This window comes from Vibrio ostreicida, from assembly GCF_013074385.2.
GTDB classification, from domain to species: Bacteria; Pseudomonadota; Gammaproteobacteria; order Enterobacterales; family Vibrionaceae; genus Vibrio; species Vibrio ostreicida.
Window position 1 is genome coordinate 22,962 of sequence record NZ_JABEYA020000005.1, and the last position, 19,591, is coordinate 42,552.

22 protein-coding genes and 2 pseudogenes are annotated in these 19,591 nt (G+C 46.6%); 6 read left to right on the forward strand and 18 right to left on the reverse strand.

Features of this window, described 5'->3' with window-relative positions:
• The first annotated feature begins 198 nt into the window (after positions 1–198).
• Together HLM86_RS09260 and HLM86_RS09265 are read left to right on the forward strand one after the other, a co-directional pair.
• Positions 199–1,716 (forward strand): hypothetical protein, encoded by a 1,518-nt coding sequence (locus HLM86_RS09260; RefSeq protein WP_170882742.1) that lies wholly within the window; start codon positions 199–201, stop codon positions 1,714–1,716.
• Between the two features lie 327 nt (positions 1,717–2,043).
• Positions 2,044–2,538 (forward strand): GNAT family N-acetyltransferase, encoded by a 495-nt coding sequence (locus tag HLM86_RS09265; protein ID WP_170882741.1) that lies wholly within the window; start codon positions 2,044–2,046, stop codon positions 2,536–2,538.
• Between the two features lie 86 nt (positions 2,539–2,624).
• Here HLM86_RS09265 and map read toward each other — a convergent pair whose 3' ends face one another.
• The 6 genes from map to HLM86_RS09295 form a co-directional block, all read right to left on the reverse strand.
• Positions 2,625–3,425, reverse strand: coding sequence for a type I methionyl aminopeptidase (gene map, locus HLM86_RS09270; RefSeq protein WP_170882740.1), 801 nt, complete (start codon positions 3,423–3,425; stop codon positions 2,625–2,627).
• The gene (locus tag HLM86_RS09275; RefSeq protein WP_170882739.1) at positions 3,418–3,642 is read right to left on the reverse strand and encodes a ParD-like family protein; all 225 of its coding nucleotides are present in this window, start codon (positions 3,640–3,642) and stop codon (positions 3,418–3,420) included. The genes map and HLM86_RS09275 overlap by 8 nt, the downstream gene beginning before the upstream one ends.
• A gap of 227 nt (positions 3,643–3,869) precedes the next feature.
• Complete coding sequence (locus HLM86_RS09280) at positions 3,870–4,199, reverse strand: AzlD domain-containing protein (RefSeq protein WP_076590754.1); 330 nt, start codon at positions 4,197–4,199, stop codon at positions 3,870–3,872.
• 2 nt (positions 4,200–4,201) lie between these two features.
• Positions 4,202–4,930 (reverse strand): AzlC family ABC transporter permease, encoded by a 729-nt coding sequence (locus HLM86_RS09285; RefSeq protein WP_170882738.1) that lies wholly within the window; start codon positions 4,928–4,930, stop codon positions 4,202–4,204.
• A gap of 104 nt (positions 4,931–5,034) precedes the next feature.
• Positions 5,035–5,868, reverse strand: coding sequence for an AraC family transcriptional regulator (locus HLM86_RS09290; protein WP_076590756.1), 834 nt, complete (start codon positions 5,866–5,868; stop codon positions 5,035–5,037).
• A 365-nt stretch (positions 5,869–6,233) separates the two neighbouring features.
• A complete protein-coding gene (locus tag HLM86_RS09295) occupies positions 6,234–7,568 on the reverse strand; it encodes a S8 family serine peptidase (protein ID WP_170882737.1) in 1,335 nt (444 codons plus the stop codon).
• An 89-nt stretch (positions 7,569–7,657) separates the two neighbouring features.
• On the opposite strand from HLM86_RS09295, the pseudogene HLM86_RS09300 reads away from it, so the two are divergent.
• Positions 7,658–8,164 (forward strand): annotated as a pseudogene (locus tag HLM86_RS09300) (transposase); the annotation flags it as partial.
• A 66-nt stretch (positions 8,165–8,230) separates the two neighbouring features.
• On the opposite strand, the gene HLM86_RS09305 reads toward HLM86_RS09300, so the two are convergent.
• From HLM86_RS09305 to HLM86_RS09320, 4 genes are all read right to left on the reverse strand, one after another.
• Positions 8,231–8,686 carry a hypothetical protein gene (locus HLM86_RS09305; protein WP_143678310.1) on the reverse strand — a complete coding sequence of 152 codons (456 nt, stop codon included), beginning with the start codon at positions 8,684–8,686 and terminating at the stop codon, positions 8,231–8,233.
• 15 nt (positions 8,687–8,701) lie between these two features.
• Entirely contained in the window at positions 8,702–9,109 is a 408-nt protein-coding gene (locus HLM86_RS09310) for a hypothetical protein (RefSeq protein ID WP_175579601.1), read from the reverse strand.
• 139 nt (positions 9,110–9,248) lie between these two features.
• The gene (locus HLM86_RS09315; RefSeq protein ID WP_170882736.1) at positions 9,249–9,653 is read right to left on the reverse strand and encodes a GFA family protein; all 405 of its coding nucleotides are present in this window, start codon (positions 9,651–9,653) and stop codon (positions 9,249–9,251) included.
• A gap of 109 nt (positions 9,654–9,762) precedes the next feature.
• On the reverse strand, positions 9,763–10,014 hold the full coding sequence (locus HLM86_RS09320) for a DUF1040 family protein (protein ID WP_170882735.1): 252 nt from the start codon (positions 10,012–10,014) through the stop codon (positions 9,763–9,765).
• A 450-nt stretch (positions 10,015–10,464) separates the two neighbouring features.
• Between HLM86_RS09320 and HLM86_RS09325 the strand changes: the two genes are divergently transcribed.
• On the forward strand, positions 10,465–10,728 hold the full coding sequence (locus HLM86_RS09325) for a type II toxin-antitoxin system ParD family antitoxin (RefSeq protein ID WP_076588892.1): 264 nt from the start codon (positions 10,465–10,467) through the stop codon (positions 10,726–10,728).
• Positions 10,703–11,002, forward strand: coding sequence for a type II toxin-antitoxin system RelE/ParE family toxin (locus HLM86_RS09330; RefSeq protein ID WP_170882734.1), 300 nt, complete (start codon positions 10,703–10,705; stop codon positions 11,000–11,002). Before HLM86_RS09325 ends, HLM86_RS09330 begins: the two co-directional genes overlap by 26 nt.
• An 84-nt stretch (positions 11,003–11,086) precedes the next feature.
• Here the strand turns inward: HLM86_RS09330 and HLM86_RS09335 are convergent.
• The 4 genes and pseudogenes from HLM86_RS09335 to HLM86_RS09350 form a co-directional block, all read right to left on the reverse strand.
• A pseudogene (locus tag HLM86_RS09335) lies at positions 11,087–11,329 on the reverse strand (integrase core domain-containing protein); the annotation flags it as partial.
• A 56-nt stretch (positions 11,330–11,385) separates the two neighbouring features.
• Entirely contained in the window at positions 11,386–12,534 is a 1,149-nt protein-coding gene (gene yiaY / locus HLM86_RS09340) for an L-threonine dehydrogenase (RefSeq protein WP_170882733.1), read from the reverse strand.
• Between the two features lie 227 nt (positions 12,535–12,761).
• A complete protein-coding gene (gene elbB / locus HLM86_RS09345) occupies positions 12,762–13,358 on the reverse strand; it encodes an isoprenoid biosynthesis glyoxalase ElbB (RefSeq protein WP_290313416.1) in 597 nt (198 codons plus the stop codon).
• Positions 13,359–13,515: 157 nt separating this feature from the next.
• On the reverse strand, positions 13,516–14,463 hold the full coding sequence (locus HLM86_RS09350) for a LysR family transcriptional regulator (protein WP_170882732.1): 948 nt from the start codon (positions 14,461–14,463) through the stop codon (positions 13,516–13,518).
• A 96-nt stretch (positions 14,464–14,559) separates the two neighbouring features.
• On the opposite strand from HLM86_RS09350, the gene yjjG reads away from it, so the two are divergent.
• Positions 14,560–15,234, forward strand: a complete 675-nt coding sequence (yjjG, locus tag HLM86_RS09355; protein ID WP_076588887.1) for a pyrimidine 5'-nucleotidase — start codon at positions 14,560–14,562, stop codon at positions 15,232–15,234.
• Positions 15,235–15,250: 16 nt separating this feature from the next.
• On the opposite strand, the gene HLM86_RS09360 is transcribed toward yjjG, so the two are convergent.
• The 4 genes from HLM86_RS09360 to phnW all read right to left on the reverse strand — a co-directional run bounded on the left by HLM86_RS09360 (position 15,251) and on the right by phnW (position 19,546).
• The gene (locus HLM86_RS09360; protein WP_170882731.1) at positions 15,251–15,946 is read right to left on the reverse strand and encodes a helix-turn-helix transcriptional regulator; all 696 of its coding nucleotides are present in this window, start codon (positions 15,944–15,946) and stop codon (positions 15,251–15,253) included.
• 249 nt (positions 15,947–16,195) lie between these two features.
• Positions 16,196–17,017, reverse strand: a complete 822-nt coding sequence (gene phnX / locus HLM86_RS09365) for a phosphonoacetaldehyde hydrolase (RefSeq protein WP_076588885.1) — start codon at positions 17,015–17,017, stop codon at positions 16,196–16,198.
• Positions 17,010–18,434: an aspartate aminotransferase family protein gene (locus HLM86_RS09370; RefSeq protein ID WP_170882730.1), complete on the reverse strand. Its 1,425-nt coding sequence runs from the start codon at positions 18,432–18,434 to the stop codon at positions 17,010–17,012. Before HLM86_RS09370 ends, phnX begins: the two co-directional genes overlap by 8 nt.
• Positions 18,431–19,546, reverse strand: coding sequence for a 2-aminoethylphosphonate--pyruvate transaminase (gene phnW, locus HLM86_RS09375; RefSeq protein WP_170882729.1), 1,116 nt, complete (start codon positions 19,544–19,546; stop codon positions 18,431–18,433). The genes HLM86_RS09370 and phnW overlap by 4 nt, the downstream gene beginning before the upstream one ends.
• Positions 19,547–19,591: the final 45 nt, after the last annotated feature.

The following is a 19,591-nucleotide window of genomic DNA, read 5'->3' on the forward strand; positions in this document are numbered from 1 at the left end:
GAAATATAACTATATTTATGTTTATTCCGTTTTCCTCATAAAAGGTTCAGCTGTTTTTAGACTGTTTCCGCACTATTCGTTACGTTTCTATGTTCAGAATCCTTCGCACTCTCAATAATCCCTGTCATGACAGTCAAGCCATGTTTTTGGTACCACGTGGTTTGGCGGTGGAAAATAACAGCGTAGAGTGGGGAATCCATGCGTAGACAGGTCAAAAACGGGAACATCAATAAACGGGCTATTTCAGTGATGGTAGTGTTATCTCTGCTTCTTGCAGGGTGTGGAGGCTCAACCGATGGTGATACGCCAGAAGGAGGTTCGACAGGTAATGGACCCAGTGGGCCCGATCCACAGCGTGATCTTCCTGCGTTAAAATCGCTCAATGTTCCGAGTGTCGATTTTCAGATTATTCAACCCTCTGATTTTGATTTGGTTGCCGCTAACCAATCAGCGTTAGATACGATGGCGTATAAAAGCCAGCAAGATGAAAAGTTAATGTTCGAGGTGGTCTTTGAGACGTGTGAGCAATGTGATGCGCCGATCATGCCAAGCGTTACTCGTGTCTTTGATATTAACAAAAAGTACACCATGTTCAATATGAACAATTCGACGGTCGCTTGGCATGGGAAAGTGTATCATGGCAATTACCCAGTCATCATGAATAAATTCACTGGCCAGCTTTATCCGATCGTTGTTGACGGCCAGCCCTCTGAGTTTGACGATGAATTGCAAAACGAAAGCCCGTTTCTCAGCCAACAGAAGCAGGGTGACTTGATACCAAATGGTATGTTGTACAGTTTCGACATTACAGATAGCCAGCATTGGCACATGCATGGGATTTACAAGGCTGAGATCAAGGATAATGCGTTTGTGTTTGAAACGTTAAAAAGTGACGTATATCCGGACGAGCGAGATATACAGATAGACGGACAGGGTAACATTCTTACCTATTATCAAGATCCACCAGAGTACCAACTAGAGCATCCTCATCATTACGCCTACATTTCGAGAACGGGTGAATTTTTAGAGTTGGACTATGAAGACACCTATCAACGTTATGACGCACTGAGGGTGATCGACCGTAAACTTGCGGGCATTGATAACGCACAACCGAGCTACTTTTCTTTTGTTGAGCCAGTAGGAAGCCAGCTGGTGTCCACTGCCAGCCAATACCAAATTGAAGATGCGGAAAGCAGCCATGTTTCAACGAGCAAGCGCAGCCCGCAAATTGATGGCTACGATATGAATATTGCCTGTATCGTCAACCGGTTGGATGAAGACAGTTACGATTATGTTGGACAAAGTGCCCTAATCTCCGCTGATCGCCCTTACAGTTCATTTGATGCATTGAGAGCCGCGCAACACACGCTTTTTTGCGTTGATTATATTGAATCTTGGCAGACGCCAGGCGTCACGGTAAAGGTATCGGCTTTTGATACTGATACGGAGCAATTCTATGAATTTGATACCGGTATCGAGCTTTACGGTGAATTTGCGTCACATTCCCCAGATGGGGGATTAACGGCCAATGATGGCGTTGTCGTGCAATCTGACCAAACGGTGATGCTGTATATGAATCGCATTAACAGCAATGAGGTTGTCGAGTTCTATATAAACCCGATCGCGCATACTGTGAAACAAAAGGTTAACGATGGGTTCATCTCACCTATTGGTTTTGCCTCCTTGAGTGATTTAGGCTTGAACAAGCCAAACTGATTAAGATTGACTTCTCAGGCTTCGCACAAATAAAACAGGGCAGGCATTTACAATTAAAATGTTGCCTGTCCTTGTTTTATGCTTGTTTATTTTACTTGTTTACCTTGGGCACCCAAAAGCGAGAGATCGCTGAAATTGGATGTTCTAGGCTGTTTAATCGCCCGTTAAAAAGCAGAGTTAGTGCCAACAGCAGTGTCACGCCCAAAATAATTTGGCTGCGCCTCGATATCACGGCTCGGCTTGGATTTGAGCATCACTACTGACTTTCTTTTAAGCCACCGTTTGATAATATGAAATCCGACGAGACCAGTAAGAGCTTGATATTGTATGGAAACGATCAATGACAGCGCCCAATTAATCGACTGCCAGCCAGCAGACTATCCTCAATTAATCGATTGGATTGATTCCGATGAACTGAACTATCTGTGGGGAGGCCCAAAGTTCGACTATCCATTGACCATCGAACAACTTCAACAACATTATGGCCAACACGCTGCGCGTCCCTTTTTGTTTTTCATCGATAAGCAACTGGCTGGTTTTATTGAACTGTACCGGTTCTGTAAGGTGGAACATCGTATATGTCGAGTGCTCATTTGCCCCGCGCATCGGGGTAAAGGCTACGCTGCCATCATGATGAAGCTCGCAATCAAAAAAGCGCAAGAGCAGTACCAAGCCCAGCGGTTATCGCTCCGTGTTTTTGCTCATAACCAAGCGGCTATTTCCTGCTATCAAACACTGGGCTTCAATACCGACGAAGTGGTCAAGGATGCTGGCAACGGTAATGGTTGGGTTCTGGTTTATATGTCTTTGTGCTTAGAGTGAACGTATGGAGCACTAATGGCTATGCCGTCAACGAATCCGATCAAAGAGCGTTGCTTTTCGTAATGTGTCCGGCAGTAATGCGTGTATTATTTTGACGTTATATCGAACAATTCACGTCTTTCTTCATCACGAAGCGTCAACACTTGATAACCACCGTCTGTCACTAAAATCGTATGTTCAGATTGAGCGGACAATGCCTTGTCTCTCGTGACCACGGTCCAGCCATCTTTTTTTGTTTTGACCTTTGCAGAGCCTTGATTGAGCATTGGTTCGATAGTGAAAGTCATGCCTTGCTTTAGGGTTAGGCCAGAATCTTTCAAGCCATAATGCAATACTTGAGGTGCTTCATGCATCTCTCTGCCGATACCGTGGCCACAATACTCCCTTACAATACTGTATCCGTGTGATTCGGCGTACTGCTGAATGGCGTAGCCAATATCACCGAGCCGTGCACCCGGTTTGACTTGCTTAATGCCTTCCCACATGGCGTCATATGTCACCTTTACAAGCCGCTTAGCGATAGGAGAAGCATCAGGCATAACGTACATTTTGCTTGAGTCAGCAATAAAGCCGTTCTTTTCTAATGTGATATCTAGGTTGATGATGTCTGACGTTTTCAAAAATTGAGTTTTTTTGGGCACCCCATGGCAAACCACCTCATTGATCGAGGAATTTAAGACAAACTCGTAACCATATTGCCCTTTGCTGGCAGGTCGAGCGCAGAGTTCGTTGACAATATATGCCTCAACAAAGTCGTTGATCTCCATGGTAGACAGGCCGGGTTTCACATACGAATCTAAGGCGGAAAATACGTTCGCTAATAGCCTTCCGGACGCTTTCATTCGTTCTATTTCTTGCCCATTTTTTATGGTTACTGGGTTAGCCATGCGTTGCTCCTTGGTCCTGTTTGACACTTTTGGCTGAGACTGACGCTGATGCAATTAGCTCTGAGACTAATTGGTTGAAGTTAAGAGTTGGGTGCAATTCTGCCATCATGCCGACCTTTATCCAAAATTCGGCTTGTGAGTTGATAGAGCGATGCATGACGCCGCTCGCTTTACGAAGCTCTTCGTGGAGGCTCTCTGAAATTTTCACGATACCCATGACTTAACCCCTATACAAATCGTATATGAAATGGGTATCATTTCAAGCGGTAAACTCCAAGGACAGGCGCGGTGATCTAGGATGCGTATAGGGTGGCTGTCCTTGTTTTCTTTGCTTTTTTTCTTTTTTCGTGCCTATTTTCGAGGGGCAATGACATATCGAACATAACAAGTCATCATAGTTATACCGCCTAAATTATGGGAGAAACATAAAGCCAGAGTTGAAGTTCAAGAGAACAGGTAATCCACCGCGACAAGGTTATAAAACAAAAACACACCCATACTTACGCCGATCGCAAGTAGCACATTGCCAGTTTTCCAAATCAACAGACCTGTGATCACTGCGCCTATCAAGTAAGGGTTCTCAAGGTTTGGCCAAAATGTTTGTTCAGGAGCAAAGACAATTGGCCCCCAAATCGCCGTCAGCACAGCTGGGCTTGAGTAGCGCAATAGGCGTCTAGCGGTTTGATTGAGTCGGAGTGGTACTGCAGGCTCTAGGAACAGATAGCGGCTAACAAAAACAATGGCTGTCATGAGTAATATCGTTGACCAAATCATCTCTATTTTCCTTCCATGATTGGCTTTCTACCGTTATTACCTTCTTGAAACGATTCGCTGAACACACCCGCTAACATCCCAGCAATAGCGGCGATCATAAAGCCACCCTCAATATTGTTCACCGACATTGCAACCGAAGTGACCAGTGACACGACAACACACACCATGGCTGGTAAGGTCCGGATTAATGGGAAAACCAAAGCAATAAAGGTTGCGGCGACCGCGAAATCTAGCCCAATCTCGTTAAGTGAAGGAATTTGGCTTCCCGCGATGATGCCAACAAAACTCGCGATATTCCAAACAAGGTAAAAGCCACCACCCACACCCGCAGCGTACCAACGATTAAACGCTTGTTGAGATTGCCCACTGCATACTGCAAACAGTTCGTCCGTAAGCCAAAACCCAAGCAATAGACGCCAACGAGCTGGAAGGTGCCTGATTTTGTCACGCATCGATACGCTATATAAAAAGTGCCTAGAGGTGATGAACAAGGTAGTCAGTAGCATGGTCCCAAGGCCAATTCCCGCTTTGAACATGCCTGCAGCGACAAGTTGCGCTGAACCTGCAAACAAAATAGCGGACATCGCTTGCGCCTGAAGTTGATTCAATCCGGCTTCCATCGCATATGAGCCCGCTAAAATACCCCAAGGTATAACCGCAATACTCAAGGGCATTCCCGCTAAAACGCCCCGCCATAACTGAGTGCGCCGTTCCATCTTTACATTACTCATATTATTCTGTTCTCTCTTCACATTGGTTCTTCAATGTAAAAATATCCGAGCCAGTTCTATTGTACGAACTTGCTCGATTTCATGGCCTCATTCACCCCACTAACTTAGCGCATTTTGATGTATTGCCCCGGCGTGTATCCATTGGCCTTTTTGAAGTGTCGATGAAAATGGCTTTGATCGTGAAAGCCACACTCTTGAGCAGTATCTGAAATGGTATGGCCTTGTTTTAATAACTGACGAGAAAGCCTTAGCCGAGATTGGATCTGATACGCATGGGGCGGAAGGCCAAACTCTTTTTGAAACGAACGCACTAAATGAAACGGGCTTAAAGCCGCCAGTTTAGACAGCTCCTCTAAGGACACATCAGCTTGTGGAAAGTCATCTAAGAACTCTTTCACCAGAACAAGCTGACGTTGAGTTTTCCCATCTAACTGGTGTTTAAGACGCGATTTACCATATCGGCTAATCAGCTTAACCAACATCCCATACATCAAGGTTTCTCGCAATAGGCGATTATCGGACTCTTCAATCGTATTAAATACCAACCTCAGCTGGCTAGCGAGTTCAGGGTCTTCAACAACGGCTTTTGGGAAATAGGGTGCACCGTAGTTCGGTAGGTTAAGCTCTTGAGTGATCTTGGCGAGTTGCTCTGGAAGTGGGTACATCGCACGATACGCCCATCCCCCCTCAGTGGCAGAATGACCGCTATGAACGTCGTCGGCATTCACCAGAATAATGGCATCTTGGGGGGCGATATGATGGCCGCCCGTACGATAGAAACGCTGAGCGCCTTGCTCAATAACACCCAAGGTATAACCCTCATGGCTGTGACGTGAAAAGTTTTGATTTTCATATTCGGCATTCAGGATTTCAAGGCCACCGAGCTCTTCGGTAATCTTATACTCGGCCTTTTCTTTAGAGTGTTTCTTGTTCTCCATGGTCATTCTCAAGCCTGTTAATTATCGAGCGACTTATCAGTCTACTCTATAGGCTCTTTCAGCTTTTGTACAAAATTGCTCATTTGAGCATTATTTGGAAACGTTTTCTAACTGGGAGCAAAGCAGAATGCGCTGACATACTCACTTGAGATCATCCGCGTGTATCGTACCTGTCCTTGTTTTTCTTGTTCTACTTTTTTACTTGAGTTGCAAAAAAGTAACGGCTTACATCCTATCAGATTGTATCAATAAGGCCGCCCACGACTGGGCGGCTATCTTGGCTAAAAAGTAAGACTTGCCCTTATTGATTCGTCGCTTGTGAGCGAATTTTGTCTCTCATCTCGTTGCATTTATTTTGAGATAGTTCATTGACGGCCCAAGAGATATTCTAATGCTTTATCAGCATCAACCAATCCTAATCCCGTATTGAATGAACCTAAGTCAGAAGGACGTGTATTTATTTTGAGTGCTTGGGCTACCTTGTTGGGTCCATGTGTTGCTTGTTGAGGATGGTTTTCTAGATAAGCTTGCCATAATAATGCACTTATAGCGGCTAATTGTGGGGCAGCAAAAGAACTTCCTGACTCAAAATTACCAGTGGACCAAGTGTATACCGCGTCAGCGGGTATGCTTAGACTTCTTGATATTGCCAAAGTGTTATGGCCAGGAATAGTCGCACTTAATGCGATTTGATGAGCAAAAGTGTCTAGATTGATGGCCAGCAATAGGTTATCCGTATTGGTGTTAATCGTTGGCAAAAATTCTTTAATTAATGCTAAATCATAAGAAAATAAATTTCCGGTAGCCTCTAAGTCAAGACTTTGCCTTAATGGTGTCACATTCTCATCTAAATCAGTCCCTGTATTACCAAGAGATTTGGTGACGATTGTCCGGCTGAGTATATTGCTTAATTGTTGTGAAAATTGTGGGTCTAACTGGTTATCAACAGCAGAAAATGCGCGGCTCATATTGATGACGTGAATGTCCGTTCTACTTTCAAGGTAAGTCATGGCTTGGTGGTAGGTATTGGATTCCGCGCTTATGGGGATAATTGTGGCCTGAGGCGCAATGGCGAGAATAATATCAATAACCGAATTGCCATGATTAAGTTGTACAGGATCGCCGAAATTCTGTATTGCTTCTATATTTGCACTGGGATAGTGTTCAATCTGTTTCTCAAGTAACAAAGGATCAAATAAATCAAATACCGCTATGTTTACATTTGAACCTTTATATTTATTTTTAAGTTCATGATTGTTCAAGTCAAAACTCGGATGTACGCTGAGTACGATCTGATTGATATTGTATCTAATACTGTTTATAGTAAATTTGGCTTGATCGAATTCAAGTTGAACGCTTTTCTGGTACTGTTCTGATTGAAATGATAATAACAATGTTGCTAAATCTAAAAAGTCGGTTATCTTTTGCCCCCATCGATGCATGTTAAGGTCATTAATAACATAATTGGCATTTATACTGCTGTAGTCAATATTATTATAGTCTTGCAATAATGCCGATACTTCCTCTTCCCATGTCCAAGACGTAATGCGCTTCAATGTGTTTAATGCTGCTTGACTTTCAGGTTTGTTATTTGACGGTGGATGTTCATTTGCCGATAAGGGGAATGTGTAAAATAATAAGATTGCTATTAATAGCTTAATCATGATATTTGTTTTATTGTTATTTGATTTATAGGTCATGCACTTTATCCTTGTGAGTTTACTATGTCAGTTATGTTATATGATTACATTTAACTGTCAAAATAAAATAAGAAAATAAAAACCAAAAGAAAACCCCGCCAAAAGGCAGAAAAGCCCATTGGCACAGCCGAACGTGCCAGAAACACTCGGCAGGCAAAGTGTTCCATAAAGGAGCAAAAGAATCTTGGCTTCTGGTCACTAACATCCCCATCCATGTACTTAACGGCATTAAAATAACCCGTTTGTACGCCAAAAGAATGCAAATTGAAGAGTCATTCCGAGATCTAAAAAGTCCAGCCTACGGGTTGGCGCTCCGCCATAACCGAACACGTTGCACCAAACGTATTGATATCTTGTTGCTTATGGCATTGATGGCCGAAATCATCATGTGGTGGAATGGCTTAATCGCCATGCAAGCTAAATGGCATTATGACTTCCAAGCCAACACCATCAAGTATCGTCGGGTGCTCTCCATTCCTAGGCTTGGTAAGGCAGTACGTTGCCATCGGAGATACCGAATACAAAAGTCCCAATATCATTGGGCAATGGCGGAATATCAGCGCCTAACGCATACCTGTGGGTTGGGGGATTTATGAGGGGATCCGCCAGCGCCGCGTTAAGCGGAACCTAACCAACTGTTTTAGTTCCGTTTAAACGCCTTGTTAGCACTGACGCTGCGCATTCTCTTTGTTTAAATCTTTGACACCTGGAGCATTCGCTAAAAGCTTATTACCCAAGACATCGGATAACCCGATGAATAGGGTTGCACTACTATCCCAGCATACAATTTCAAACAGGGAGTTTTTAAGCTGTTTTTCTGGCTCACCTTGCCAGAACCCTTGGTTACCATCAGCAAACGGCTCGTCAGTGATAAATGGCTCCGTATTTTTCGGAAAGGCAGAAATTACCGACCAGACAAATTGATAATCATATTCCTGAAGCTTCGAAGATAGAGCTTCGCCTCGCACCCATGATGGATCATCTAGTTCTGGCCACGCCCCCTCAATATCGGAAATATGCCAATCGTAATCTTCAAGATCGATTTCAAGCCAACGAGCCACATCATTCATACTCGTATAGAAGCGAACCTTTGACGTATTTTCCTGTATGTAGTTCATAGCTCGATCTGAGTGCTAACGCCCACGTAAACGGCGGAGCAACGCGGAGTCCGGCGACCGATAGGGAGCGTATTTAACGTTTTTGTTATGTGTTTTATTTAATAGCATATTGTTTATATTTACTACAAACTCTTTTGCTTGTTCTAAAGTTTCGGGGTATGGCACTGTATCTTTGTCTTTAGGGCCAATTCTTATTTTTTGAAACCTAAAACCATTATCAAACAAGAATTTAACCTTTTGCCATTGTTTCTTATCTGTTTTCTTCGGGGTTTTAATGTGACGCCCCAAATTATAAGAAGTTCCTCCACAATTAGGGCATACCAACTCTACTGGAACACCATCTGTTAGAACAAATTCGCGCTTGAAGGACTTAAAGCAATCAAAACATGCAAATGCCATATTGTATGGTGTGTAATCTTTCATTTAGCTTCCCGACGCATAACGCCGCCATAACACGTGCTGACGACCAACTTTCCAAACCAATTATACTCCAAACCAAAAACGCCGAATGTTATAAGCATCGTGTTGATGGTTTTGTTATGCGCGCTCTATCAGTTCCCCACTATTTTACTGGACCTTTATCAAACAGCTTAAGGCCATCATTAATATCAAACCAAGGAGCTTTTGAAGCAACAAAGATATGAAAGTTAGGTTTATGCGTTGGTGTGCTATCCAGAATACCTAAACGAATATTATGTTTACCACCGGTGATTTTTCTAGAAAATAAGCTTGAACCGCAACACTTACAAAATGCTAATTCTGTTTCTTCACTTTTAGAGTAAATGGAAACAAACTCCTCACCTTTTGTAAAAACAAATTTTGACGATGAAATTCCACCAACTGATGAGTAATCCGAGCCAGTAAATTTACGACACTCAGAGCAATGACAATTTCCCATATAATCAAAATCATCTGGGACTTCAATTCCAATTTTTCCACATAGACATGAGCCAGTTAACATTTCCATTTTTCCTCCTAAGCGCATAACGCCACCATAAGCGGTGAGTAACAGTTGGCTAAAATGTGTAGCGAAGCGGAACCGAGCCAACTGTCACGAATCCGGCTTAATGGCCTTGTTAAGTGTTTGACTCAGAAACTTTTTGCTTTAAAAACTCTATAAACAAGCCATCCTCAACATTGAAAAAATCAAACCCAACAGACTCAAAACCATCCACCGATTTTTCAACAACCTTACCGAGATTGTTGTTCAAAAAGCTAAACTCCCTTTGCAGGTTATAAATTAGCTGATTGAATCGTAGATCTTCATCTTCTTTCCATAAGGTGTGAATCAAACCAAGTAATTCATCTAATCTTTCGGGATCACGCAACTTCTCGCTCCTAAGACACTTAACATTCTTAATAACAGGCAGTCTCGTTTTCTGTCTGCCTGACTTACCATCAACCTATCATAAGCCACTTAAAATTAAAGTAAATATATCAAACTATACATTCTGTCATCATATAAAAACGAGCGTGCGTGTTATCACTTTTTAACAGTGCGTATTATCTAAGATATGATCATCACAAATCCCCTAATGAACAATGACTTATTAAATCCTCTATCGACAAAGCGAGACTAAGCACTCAACAAAACAAGCCACTTCTTCGTACTCAAACCACACTCAAAGCTAATAAACTGTACGGATACACAGCGAGGGAGTGGAGAAGGCAAGCCAATTGCCTATTGACAGGCGGAAGGCTCATATGTATTAAGCGCCACTTGCGAACATCTCAAATTAATACCATAATTAGGTACTATTTGGTATTAGAGGTTTGCAATGGCTAAAAATACTAGCATCACTCTCGGCGAACACTTTGATGGTTTTATTAGCAGCCAAATCCAAAGTGGACGCTATAGCTCAGCAAGTGAAGTGATTCGTTCCGCTCTACGTTTACTTGAAACACAAGAAACGAAAATGAACACTTTACGACAACTGCTCGTTGAAGGTGAAGAAAGCGGCATGGCTGATTATGACCTTGATTCGTTTATCAGTGAACTCGATAGCGAAGAAAGAAATGAAACCATTCCAACTAACCAATAGGGCAAAATCCGATTTAAAAGATATGGCCTTGTTTACTTCTCGCAAGTGGGGCAGAGAGCAACGAAATCTTTACCTTGAACAATTTGATGAATCATTTTGGCTACTCGCTGAAAATCCTGATATCGGTAAAGCTTGTGATGAAATCAGAGAAAACTACCGAAAGTTTCCACAAGGGAGTCATGTTATTTTTTACCAACAAACTGGTAGCCAAAATATCCAGATCATCAGAATCTTGCATAAAACCATGGATGTGAATCCCATCTTTGGCGTATAACGCCGCAAACACCGGTGGTAATACCAGAGCGAAGCGACGGTTTTACCATGATCTTCACCCGATAAAATGGACACCCTATTTTCTTTAACCCGTCATGACTTCATATTCATGCGGGCTGCGATATCCAAGACTTGAGTGCAGTCTATTACGGTTATAAAAATGCTGGATATAACCGACAAGCTTATCTCTAAGCGGCTTCTCACTTTTAAAGCTATTTTTCCTAATTATGTCGCCTTTAAGCGTATGGAAGAACGACTCCACCTCTGCACTATCAGTACAATGACCTGGACGATTCATGCTTGGGACAATTCCATTTTTTAGAATAACAAGGACAGGCACCGTGATTTACGATGTGTAAACGGCGGCTGTCCTTGTTTTCGCGATTACATCGCAGCTGCAAAGATGGCTGAGATCTCTTTGTGAGTGGCCTGCTTGGGGTTAGTGAGGCCACAGGCATCGTTGAGTGCGTGTTCGGCCAACAGGGGGATATCCTCCATTTTGGCCCCTAATTCACTGATTCCATTGGGGATACCGATATCGCTAGCGAGCTGCATAATGGCGTCAATCGCCGCGTTCGCGCCTTGGGTGGCGTTCATTCCCTGTACATCGACTTGCATGGCTTTGGCTACATCGCGTAGGCGTTCTGGGCACACTTCGGCATTGTAGCGCTGCACATGAGGGAGCAAAATGGCATTACATACGCCATGGGGGAGGTCATAGAATCCACCTAATTGATGCGCCATTGCGTGGACATAACCTAAAGACGCATTGTTGAACGCCATCCCAGCCATGAATTGGGCATAGGCCATTTGCTTGCGAGCATGAATATCATCGCCTTCATCGACGGCGGTACGCAGATGGGCTTGGATCAGTTCGATGGCTTTGATAGCAACGGCGTCAGTGATGGGGGTGGATGCAACCGAAACATACGCCTCAATGGCATGGGTGAGTGCGTCCATGCCAGTGGCGGCGGTCAACGATTTTGGTTTTGCCAACATCAGTAGGGGGTCATTGACCGACATTAATGGGGTGGTGTGCTTGTCAACGATCGCCATTTTTATGTGACGCGCCTCGTCGGTGATTATGCAAAAACGGGTCATTTCCGAGGCGGTGCCCGCGGTGGTGTTAATCGCGATCAGCGGTAGCATGGGTTTGGCTGACCGGTCTACCCCTTCATAGTCACGGATGTGGCCGCCATTGGTTGCCACTAAAGCAATGGCTTTGGCGCAGTCATGGGGGGAGCCACCTCCAAGAGAAATCACGCAATCACACTGATGGTACTGGAGCACTTCCAGTCCGTGAGTCACGTTTTCTATGGTTGGGTTTGGCTGGGTGCCATCAAACACCGCGCTGTCAACTTGAAGGGCCGAGAGCGTATTCTGAACTTGTGTTACCAGCCCCATCTGGTTGAGGACAGCGTCAGTCACAATGAGGCTTTTTTTAAAGCCTTGAGCGTGTACGGCTTGTAATGCTTCTTCTAAACAGCCTGCGCCCATCAGGTTGGTTGTGGGAATAAAAAATGCACTTGTCATGGTTTGCTCCGAGTCGAAGAGGGATGCGTAATGGCGATACCATCGCATTGCTTGAACGGCAAAAAATTGATCTGAAGCAAGTGCGAGCTTGATGATAAATCGAACAAAGTTGCTCTTGTGATGGCGGTCATAGATTGGGGAAATGGCAGTGATGAGAGGCAGCGTAAAGCCCGTCCCTGATAGGGGTAATACAAGGTGCGGGCAAAGGTCGGCGATGGCTGCCCGAATTACGCGAGATTGACCAGCTTTTTAACCAATTTGTCGATACCGGCGGCGGCTTCGGTTAACGATCCGGCCAACATGTAGGCGGGGGTAGACAAGACTCGGTGTTCCTGATCAAAAACATACTCATCCACCGCACAATCAATGTGTTCACCCCCGAGTGCCGTGAAGCCTTGTGCTGTAGCGAGGTCGTTGCCTATGGTGCCTTGAACGCCGTTAGGATACACCAGAGGAATCAACGCAGGCGCAATGCACAGATAACCCGCGGGTTTTCTCGCTGCGGCAAAAGCGCGACATGCGGTGGCGACCTCGGCGTTGATTTGGCATTCAGCGCCAGCAAGGGCAAAGTTGGAGAGGTTTTTGGCTGCGCCAAATCCACCTGGCAAAAGCAGCGCGTCATAGTCGTTGGTATTCAGGTGAGCGAGGTCCTCGATATTACCGCGTGCGATCCGCGCCGATTCGGTCAGCACGTTGCGGGTTTCGGCCATGTCTTCACCGGTGAGGTGGTTTATGACGTGATGTTGTTCAATGTTGGGGGCGAAGCAGTGCCAGCTCGCGCCCTGTTTCTCAATGGCATGAAGGGCTAAAACCGCTTCATGAATTTAGGCGCCATCAAACACACCCGAGCCGCTGAGTATGACTGCAATTTTTTTCATGGTTCACTTCCTGATTACTATGACGACTCCAGCATAATCGAAATGAGACTCAAAAGAGTCAGGGCTAGAGACAATTTGCGCATTTTGTGCGCTGGTGATCGTTTTACACGTTGGCTTGGTTTGCCGTGAGGGAATCGGCGATTGGCAGGTTATCCCAATATGGCGTGTCTGGGCCCAGTTTTTGGGCCACAAATTCAATGAAGGCGCGTACTTTTAGTGGTAGGTGTTTGCGTTGGGCAAATACGGCGTAAACGGCATGTTGAGGTAATTGATAAGCCTGCATTATTGGGCGGAGTGTGCCCGCGCGTAAGTCTTTAGCGGCAATAAAGGTCGGCAGCTGGCCAATCCCCAAACCTTCGAGCAGAGCTCGGCGGATCGCCTCGCTATTGTTAACCACCAATTTGCCATTGGGAATCACGCGAAACGTTTCTTTTGCTCGGTTGAAGACCCACTCGCTACCACCACGATAATAGCGATAGCGCAGACAGTTATGCTGAATAAGATCGCTGGGCTTGTCTGGTTCAGGATAACGGGCGAGGTAATCTGGTGAGGCGCACAGTACGCTGCGGCAGGTCGTTAGCCTTTTCGCCACCAAATTCGATTCGGGCAAATGGCCAATGCGGATACCAAGATCAAAACGGCCATCGACCAAGTCCACCATTTGGTCATCCAGTGACAGGTCTATCTCAAGGTCGGGGTAGAGTGACAAAAACTCCGCGACCAGTGGGGCGAGATGAAGCACACCAAACGACATTGGGGCGGTGATGTTGAGTTTCCCGCTAGGCTTACCTTGCAATTCGGACACCGCATCAATCCCTTGCTGGGCAAGCGCCAGTGCGTGTGCGACGTGTTCATAGTAGCGTTGACCCGCTTCGGTCAGGCTCAGTTTGCGGGTGGTTCGGTTGAGTAAGCGCATCCCAAGACTGTCTTCTAGTTGGCTGATGCGTTTGCTGACAGCAGATTTGGTGATGTGAAGTTTATCGGCTGCGGCGGAGAAGCTGCCGCTTTCGACAACGGCGACAAAGATAGGAATGGTTGTAAATGAAGGCATAAAGTTGAGCCTAGGTAAACAATGAGTTTCTTATTTTCTAGATTATCATCTTTAAAAAAACAATCTACAATTGGGGCGAATTGAAAGGAGAGAACCATGAAGTACGACTGGATTTTATTTGATGCTGACGACACCCTTTTCCATTTCGACGCTTTTAAAGGGATGCAGCGAATGTTCTCTCATAAAGGGGTAGATTTTGGTGAGGCCGAATACGCCCGCTACCAAGAGGTCAATAAGCCACTGTGGGTAGAGTACCAAAACGGCACTATTACTGCGGCAGAGTTGAAACAGCGCCGTTTTGAAGGATGGGCGCAGCAACTGGGGACCACGACCGACGAACTCAATCGTGCTTTCTTGAGTGCCATGGCGGAGATCTGTACCTTGTTACCGGGTGCTCAGGCCCTGATTGAAGGGCTGTACGGAAAAGCCAAGCTGGGTATTATTACTAACGGTTTTAAGGAATTACAGGCGATTCGTCTGCAACGCACTGGGATGGATTCTTACTTTGAACACGTGATCATTTCCGAGCAGGTTGGCGTTGCTAAACCGGATGCAGGCATTTTTTCTTATGCACTGGAGAAAATGGGCTATCCGGACAAAAGTAAGGTGCTGATGGTCGGTGATAATCCGTATTCTGACATTCTGGGCGGGTTGAATTTTGGGTTTGATACCTGTTGGTTAAATGAGAACCAGCATCGTCCCATTGCGGAGATCACGCCCAACTATACGGTCAGCTCGCTCACTGAGCTTAAAATCTTGCTGTTGGCGTAGATGGCGCATTGCGTCGTCACTGGAGACGGTCTTGAGGCGCATGCAATGAGACATAGTGTCGCAGGGAGCGGGTCGCGCTTGTAGCGAAGGCTTCATCGACAATGGTCAACGTTTGGATGCGATCGATCCGAAACTGACGATAGTCTTGTCTGAGTTCGCACCACGCGATCAATGTCCATACTTTGCCCCAAAACATCTGACCGAGTGGTTGCAGGCGACGCTGCGTTGTCGTGTGATTGTTAGCGATGTAAACCACCTCGACCTTATATTTTTGATCGGTTGCGTGCCTGAGCATTTGGCTGTGGATGGACGTGTCGGATTGAAGATGGCTATCAGGCACTAAGAGTGGCAGGTTTTCTACCTGTTGTTTCCGTGCATCAGGCAACACCGAGTGAATTTTCGCAGAGGCCGAACGCGACGCTTCAGCCAGTTCTTGATCGGACCAGCCTCGAACCATTCTCATCCCCAGTTCCAATGCCATCATTTCCTTTTCAGTGAACATCAATGGTGGCAGGTGCGCGCCAGATTGCAACAGATAGCCGACCCCCGCTTCGCCGCAGATGGGCACACCCGCGGCGATCAGTGATTGAATATCTCGATAAAGGGTGCGTTGACTGACGTGCATTGCCTCGGCAAGATCGCGCGCCGTGACGGCATAGCGCCGAGCTCGCAGTAATGTTAAAAGGGCAAACAGCCGTTGTGATTTGTTCATGTTTATTCCTAAATACCAAGGGCAATAAATGCATTTTAACCTTGGGTTCGGTTCTGACCTAACCCCTTATTAACCATCAACCCATAGTGGAAGAGAACATCAATGGCGTTATAGGCGGCGAGGGCAAGACTGACTAAGCGTCGTGTCAGCTCCTGTCAGTCGTGTAAGAAAAGCGGCGATATTGGACTTCAAGGCTTGCGTAGCGGTGCGGCTGATCAAACAACAGGGCCAACACAATCGGCCATAAGTCTATGGCCGTTCACCACTTTGAAGGCGGCGCTCAATATCTTTGACGACATCTGGCAGCTCGGCAATGGTATCAATGAGGTAATGTGGGGCGCAGGTCAGCAGCTTTTCGGTCGCGCGTGCTCTGGCGATATCGAGTGTTTCTTGATCGGCGGCCTCAAATTCAGCCAGCGTGAGGCCGGCTTCGTTTCCAGAAAGCAGCAGACCGACGGTCCACATACCTGCGTTGTGGCCTTCCTCAATACCGGGAATGGCGTCGTCAACTTTGATGCAACTATTGACGTCAGTAACGCCCAGTTCAATCACGTTTTGTAGGGCCATAAATGGCGCTGGGCGCCCGCCGTGCATGAGATCATCGGTGGCCACTATACAATCAGGTTTGTAGCCGTAGTCAGCGGCGACGGGGATCAGAATGTCCATGACCTCACGCGGGTATCCCGAGCAAGAACCGATTTTTATCCCCTGCTTCCTGAGAGCGTCAACGACCTCAATCGCATTCAAAATCGGTTGAGCGTGGTCAGCGACTTTGTCTTTTTGCAGTGGCATAAAAGTGGCGTAAAGGTGATCGACTTCGTTATCGGTTATCGTATGACCAAACTGTGCCTGCCATGCCTTGTCTACGTCAGGCAGTTTTCCGACTGCTTTGATGTGGTCCCATTTTCCAAGCCCCATCGGCTGGCGTGCCTGCTCAATGGTAATCTCGAAGTTAAAGCCTTGCTTGAAGGCTTCAACAAAGATACTGGTTGGCGCAAAAGAGCCGAAATCAACGATGGTCCCAGCCCAGTCAAAAATCACTGCCTGTACAGAGGCGCGCGTGTCAGTCATGTTGTGTGTCCTTGTCAGCTATTAGGGGGTGAATTCTATTTTTTTGGATATAATGGTCGTGTTTACAAGCGCTGGCAATGGCTGCGTCAATAATCTTTAGTGCATCGCTCAATTGTGGACGGGTGATGATCAGCGGTGGACTCAGTTGAATTACGTTACCCTGTGACAATTTGAAGCTTACTCCCTGTTTTAAGCACTCATAGAGCACGGCCTCTGCTTCATCGAAAGCACGCTCACCGCTGATGCGGTCGGTGACCAATTCGATCGCCCATAACAGACCAATCCCACGTACATCGCCGATTAATGGATAGCGAGCTTTCATATCGAGCAGTGTTTTGCGTACGAACTCACTGTCTCTTTTCACCTTATCAAGCAGGCCCTGACGTTCTATGACGTCAATGGTGGCGAGCGCAGCAGCGCAGCCAATCGGACTCTTTTCGTGAGTGAAGTGCCCAAGGGAAACTTCCCCAGCGGTGTTGTATTTGTCTTGAGTGATCATTGCCGCCATTGGTACTAAGCCGCCACCTAAGCCCTTTCCGATGCAAAGGATATCCGGTTCAATCCCATAGGCCTGATAGGTAAACCATTCGCCGCTGCGTCCCATGCCGTTAGGAATGTCGTCGATGATCAACATCACCTGATGTTTGTCGCAGATTTCCCGTATACGTTTCCAATAGGCTTTGCTGGGAACCTGAACATCAGTGTTTCGTACGCTTTCGGCAATAAAAGCACCAATACCGCCTTCTTTTTCGATGACGTATTCGAGATAGTCAGCATAGTGGACATCGCCACCATCTGGAGACGGTAGCGCACCTCGATAGGAGACCGGAGGTGGGATGCGCTCAACCCCAGCCATCAATGGCCCCATTCCATGACGAAAGCACGCTTCACCGCCGACGGAAATGGCGTCGAGGGATGCGCCGTGAAAGGCATCCCAAAGCGACACGACTTTGTAGTGACCCGTGACGTGGCGAGCCAGTTTGAGCGCCATGCTGATGGCCGACGTTCCGCCAGGCGCAAACAGCACGCGGTTCAATTGACCACCGCAGATCTGGGTCAGTTTTTCGGCACACGTAATCGCGGTCTGATGCGTAAAACGACGCGGCGCAAAGGGCAATTCGGCGATTTGTTCGGTAACCCGTTTGATCACCTCAGGGTGGCCATGGCCGAGCTGATGGACGCTGTTTCCGTGAAAGTCCATGTAGTGTTTCCCCGCGGTATCTTCTAGGTAGATACCTTGCGCGCCAGTCAGTGCGTTAAGACACGGCGTCGACATTGCTTGATGCAAAAAAATCTCGGCGTCACGCTGCAGGAGCTGTTGAGTCACTGGGTCGTCGTGGGAGGCATGCCACGCCTGACGCGCAGGTGTCGTGTTGATGTCCCCTTCGCTACGCAAAGAGTGATGATGGGAACTCATACCGATACCTGTGGGCTGTGCCAGTACATTGCTTGTTTGACCGCCTCGATCAGACGCTCAATGTCGTCTGGGTGGACATCACCAATATTACCAATCCGAAAACAGTCCGCTTCGGACACCTTACCTGGATAAATCACAAACCCTTGCGCTTTGAGGCGTTGATAAAAGTCTTTGAAGCGATAGTCGGCACTGTCAGGAGAATGAAATGACGTAATAATGGGTGAGTGCAGATCTTGGCTGAGCAGTGGGCGGAAGCCAAGGGCGCGTAACCCACTTACCAGCTTGGTCTGGTTGGTGTGATAACGTTGATAACGGGCCTCAATGCCGCCTTCTTGTTCTAGCTCCTGTAGAGCTTGGTAAAACGCATGGACGGCGTGCGTCGGGGAGGTGAAACGCCATTTACCATGATGGGTCTGCATGCATTGCCACTGGTCATAAAGATCTAACGTTAACGAGCGTGCTTGGCCACGGCATTGCTCCAATTGGCTGGTTTTGGCGATCACAAAACCAAAACCCGGTACGCCCTGTATGCATTTATTGGCCGAGCTGATCATAAAGTCGACGCCCATTTCAGCGAGGTCGAACCCGATACCGCCAAAACTGGACATGGCATCGAGTATCACGGTTTTTTTATGTCGCTTGGCGATGTGGATGATGGCGTCGATTGGGTTGAGCATCCCCGTGGTGGTCTCACAGTGGACCAGGGCAACATGGGTGATCGCCGGATCGGAGGCCAAGGCGGTGTTGATTGCGTTCAAGTCTGGCGGTGATGTTTCACCACAGGAAACCACATGACAGGGGATAGAAAGGGCTTGGGCGATCTGTTGAATACGTGTGCCGTACGCTCCGTTGTTTATTACCAGCAATTTTCCCTGTGCGCTGATGGCGCTGCCGATGGTGGCTTCGACCGAAGCAGTGCCGCTGCCTTGCATCAGGACGCAGCTATAGCCGTTGGCGTCGGTGGCCAGTGAAACCAGTTTATGGCGGATCACCTCAACAATATCAATATTGTAGTCATCATCCCATGTACACCAGTCTTTGAGCATGGCGTTGCGTACGCTTTGGGTGGTCGAGAGGGGGCCCGGAGTCAGGAGTAAATAGTCATTGTTCATCACAGTTCTCACAATTTGGTGTATACCAGATTTATTTTTACTCTA